This window comes from Micromonospora sp. CPCC 205561 (genome assembly GCF_036906775.1).
Classification (GTDB): domain Bacteria; phylum Actinomycetota; class Actinomycetes; order Mycobacteriales; family Micromonosporaceae; genus Micromonospora.
Window position 1 is genome coordinate 1 of the sequence record NZ_JBAKHV010000109.1, and the last position, 4,621, is coordinate 4,621.

2 protein-coding genes are annotated in these 4,621 nt (G+C 74.4%); both read right to left on the bottom strand.

The features are described from left to right. Positions 1–1,759: type I polyketide synthase (locus tag V6V16_RS27575; protein WP_334566835.1), on the bottom strand; the 1,759-nt coding region annotated here is incomplete at its 3' end. Between the two features lie 49 nt (positions 1,760–1,808). Next, a partial coding sequence (locus tag V6V16_RS27580; protein WP_334566838.1) for an SDR family NAD(P)-dependent oxidoreductase occupies positions 1,809–4,621 on the bottom strand: 2,813 nt, incomplete at its 5' end.

The window sequence follows — 4,621 nt, forward strand, 5'->3', positions numbered from 1 at the left end:
CCAGACCGGCGGCCATCCGCACCGACTGGGCACCCTGACCCGGGAACACGAACACCGGGCCCGCGCCGGGGCCCGACACCACGGCGGTGACCACGTTTCCGGCCGGCAGACCGGCCGCGACCGCGTCCATCCCGGCCAGCAGCTCGTCGGCGGTCGGGGCGACCACGGCGGCGCGGTGGTCGAACGTCGACCGGGTGGTGGCCAGGGACCAGCCCACCGCCGCCGGGGCGAACTCGCCGTGCTCGCGCACGTGCTGCGCGAGCCGGGCGGCCTGCCCGGCCAGGGCGGCCCTCGACCGGGCCGACACCGGCCAGAGGGCCACGTCGGCGGCGACCAGGCCGGGGGCGGAGTCGGACGGACGCCCCTCGGCCGCCTCGTCCGGCTGCTCGATGATCACGTGGGCGTTGGTGCCGGAGATGCCGAACGAGGAGACCGCGCCCCGCCGTACCCGGCCCGTCTCGGGCCACGGTCGCGCCTCGGTGGCCAGTTCCACCGCGCCGGCCGTCCAGTCGATGTGCGGGGACGGCGCGTCGACGTGCAGCGTCGCCGGGACGAGGCCGTGCCGGATGGCGAGCACCAACTTGATCACGCCGGCGACGCCCGCCGCGGCCTGGGCGTGGCCGATGTTCGACTTCACCGAGCCGAGCAGCAGCGGCGGGGCCTCCCCCCGGTCCTGCCCGTACGTGGCGATGAGCGCCTGCGCCTCGATCGGGTCGCCCAGCTTGGTGCCGGTGCCGTGCGCCTCCACGACGTCGACGTCGGCGGTGGACAGCCGGGCGGAGGCGAGGGCCTGGCTGATCACCCGCTGCTGCGCCGGCCCGTTCGGCGCGGTCAGCCCGTTCGACGCGCCATCCTGGTTGACGGCGGAGCCGCGTACCACGGCGAGGACGCGGTGGCCGTTGCGGCGGGCGTCCGACAGCCGCTCGACCAGCAACCAGCCGACGCCCTCGGAGAACCCCGCGCCGTCGGCGCCGGCGGCGAACGACCGGCACCGCCCGTCCGTGGAGAGGGCGCGCTGCCGGCTCGATCCGATGTAGAGGCCCGGGGTGGCCATCACGGTCACCCCGCCGGCCAGCGCCAGCTCGCACTCCCCCGCCCGCAGGGCTTGCACCGCGAGGTGCAGCGCCACCAGCGACGACGAGCAGGCCGTGTCGATGGAGACGGCCGGCCCCTCCAGCCCGAGGGCGTACGACACCCGACCCGACGCGACGGCCGCCGCGCCCCCGGTCATCGAGTGACCCTCGTCGCCGTCCGGCGACACCATCAGCAGGGTGCCGTAGTCCTGCCCGTTGGTGCCGACGAACACCCCGGTCCGGCTGCCGCGCAGCGAGGCCGGGTCGATCCCGGCGGCCTCGACCGCCTCCCAGGAGGTCTCCAGCAGCAGTCGCTGCTGCGGGTCCATGGACAACGCCTCGCGAGGCGAGATGCCGAAGAAGGCGGAGTCGAAGTCCCCGACCCCGTCGACGAACCCGCCCTCCCGGGCGTACGAGGTGCCCGGATGGTCGGGGTCGGGGTGGTAGAGGCGCTCCAGATCCCAGCCCCGGTCGTCGGGGAAGGGGGTGACGGCGTCCCGGCCGTCCCGCAACAGCTCCCACAGGTCGTCGGGGTTGCGCACCCCGCCCGGCAACCGGCAGCTCATCGCCACGATCGCCACCGGCTCCAGTTCCTGGGACTGTGCCTCACTGAGCCGGCGGCGGGTGTCGTGGAGATCAGCCATGACCCGCTTGAGGTAGTCGCGGAGCTTGTCTTCGTTGGCCATCGGAGTGCCGCTTCCTCGAAAGGGACGGGAGAGAGCTGGAGCTGGAAGGTCAGGAGATGCCGAGGTCCTTGTCCACCATCGCGAACAACTCGTCGTCGGTGGCGTCGTCGAGGTGCCGGCCGATGTCGGCGCCACCGCTGTCCTGGGCGAGCCGGGAGAGCATCGCCTGGAGACGTACGGTGGCCCGGATCCGGGCGGCCTCGTCCCGCGCCACCACGTCGAGGCTGTCGGCGATCCGGTCCAGATCGTCGAGGAGGGCGTTCGGGGTGACCACGTCGTCGTGGGCGACCTCGGCGAAGAGGTACTCCGCCAGGGTCGTCGGGGTCGGGTAGTCGAAGACCAGGGTGACCGGGAGGGCCACGCCGGTGGCCGAGCCGAGCCGGTTGCGCAGCTCGACCGCGGTGACGGAGTCGAAGCCCAGCTCCCGGAACGCCCGGTGCTCGTCCACCGACTCGGCGGACGGGTAGTTGAGCACGGCGGCGACCTGGCTGCGCACCAGCCCGAGCAGCACGGCGTGCCGCTCGGCGGCGGGCAGCCCGGCGAGCCGCTCCTGCAACGAGTCCGGGCCGTCGCCGGCCTCCACGCTGGCCACCGTCTCGGCCGTGACGAGCCGCCGCACGTCCGGCAGGTCGCTGATCAGCGGGCCGGGCCGGGTGGCGGTGAAGGCGACGGAGAACCGTTCCCAGGCGATGTCGGCGATGGTGAGGAACGCCTCGCCGTGGTCCACGGCCTGGTGCAGCGCGGCGATGGCCGCCTCGGGTGTCATCTCCGGTACGCCGTGCCGGTGCAGCAGCTCGCCGAGCGGCCCGTCGGCCATGCCGCCGCCGGCCCACGCCCCCCAGGCGATGGAGGTGGCGGTCAGGCCCAGGCCGCGCCGGTGCTGGGCGAGCGCGTCGAGGAACGCGTTGCTCGGGGCGTAGTTGCCGACGCCGGAGCTGGCCACGCTGCCGGCGAAGGACGAGAACATGATGAACGCGGACAGGTCGTGGTCGAGGGTCAGCTCGTGCAGGTTGTACGCGACGTCGACCTTGGCCTGGAGGACCCGCTCGATCTGCTCCGGCCGGATATCGTTGATCATGGCGTCGTCGAGTACGGCGGAGGCGTGCACGACCGTGGTGAGCGGGTACTCGGCGGGGATCGCGTCGATCAGGTCCGCCAGCGCGTCGCGGTCGGAGGCGTCGCACTCGACCACGGTGGCCTGGGCGCCCAGCTCGGTGAGGTCGTCGACGAGCTGCTGCGCGCCCGGCGCGGCCATGCCCCGCCGGCTGACGACGACGATGTTCTCCACACCGCTGCGGGCCAGCCAGCGGGCGGCGTGCCCACCGAGCGCGCCGGTGCCGCCGGTGACCAGCCCCGTGCCGTACGGCTGCCACGGGTTGGCGGGCTGGCTCTCGCCGAGCGGAACCCGGGTGAGCCGGCGGGCGAGCAGGCCGCCGGGGCGTACCGCGATCTGGTCCTCCTCCCCGGCGGCGGTGAGGGCCGCGACCAGCAGGTCGGCGCAGCGCTCGTCGACGGCCTCCGGCAGGTCCACGAGGCCGCCCCAGCGCTGCGGGTGCTCCAGCGCGGCGACCCGGCCGAAGCCCCAGACCAGCGACTGCACCGGGGAGCGCAGCAGGTCGGCCATGCCGACGGAGGCCGCACCGGAGGTGACGCTCCACATCGGGGCGCGCAGGCCGAGGTCGCCGAGGGCCTGGAAGAGCGCGACGGTGGCGGCGAAGCCACCGGGCACGGACGGGTGCAGCGGGTGGGCCAGCTCGTCGAAGGCGAGGAGCGAGACCACGCCGGTCAGCTCGACAGCGGCGTCGTCGCCGCCCGGTGCGGCGGCGAGCGCCTCCCGCAGCAGCTTGCCGAACTGGTCGCGGTCGACGTCGGGGGTGGAGACGGGCACCGGGACGATGGTCGCGCCGGCGGCCGTGAACGCCTCGACGCAGGCGTCCTGCCAGGGCTCGATGATGTCGCCGGTCGGCATGACCACGACCCAGGTGCCGGGCATGCCCCGGTTGACCAGGCCGGTCAGGGGCTTCCAGGTGTCCTGGTAGCGCCAGCTGTCGATGTCGGACTGCCGGCGTCGCTGCCGGCGCCAGGAGGTGAGCAGCGGTAGGGCCGGCAGCAGCGCGTCGAGGACCTCGTGTGCCGGAGTGTCCTCGGTGGCGATGGTCTCGGCGAGGGCCGTGACGTCCCCGCGTTCCACGGCGGCCCAGAAACTCGCGTCGCTGGGGTCGCCCGCGCCCTGGAGCAGGCTCTCCAGGTCGGGGCCGCCGCTGCCGTCGAGCCAGAACCGCTGGTGGTCGAAGGCGTACGTGGGCAACGGCGTCACGTCGGTCTCGGCGAGGACGTCCGCCAGGTCGACGGGTAGGCCGATGGCGTGCGCGGTGGCGAGGTTGGTCAGCAGCCGCGTCGCGTCGTCGTCACCGCGGCGCAGGCTGCCCAGGGTGTGGCCGGCGGCACCGGTGTCGTCCAGGATCGCCGTCACCGGCATCGTCAGCACCGGGTGCGGGCTGATCTCCACGAACGTCGTGTGACCGGCGGCGACGGCGACCCGCACGGCCGGGTCGAACCGCACGGTCTGCCGCAGGTTGTCGTACCAGTAGTCCGCCGTCATCGAGGCGGGGTCGGCCCAGTCCCCGGTCAGCGTGGAGACGAGCCGGGTGTGACCGGCCTGCGGGGTCACGTCGGCCAGGTCGGCGCGCAGCTGCTCGGCGACCTGCTGCACGGCTTCGGAGTGGGAGGCGTAGTCGACCGGGATGAGCCGGGCGCGCAGGCCCTCGGCCTCGCACGCCGCCACCAGGTCGGCGACGGGCTGCGGCGGGCCGGACACCACGACGGTGGACGGGCCGTTGACCGCCGCCACCCCGACACCCG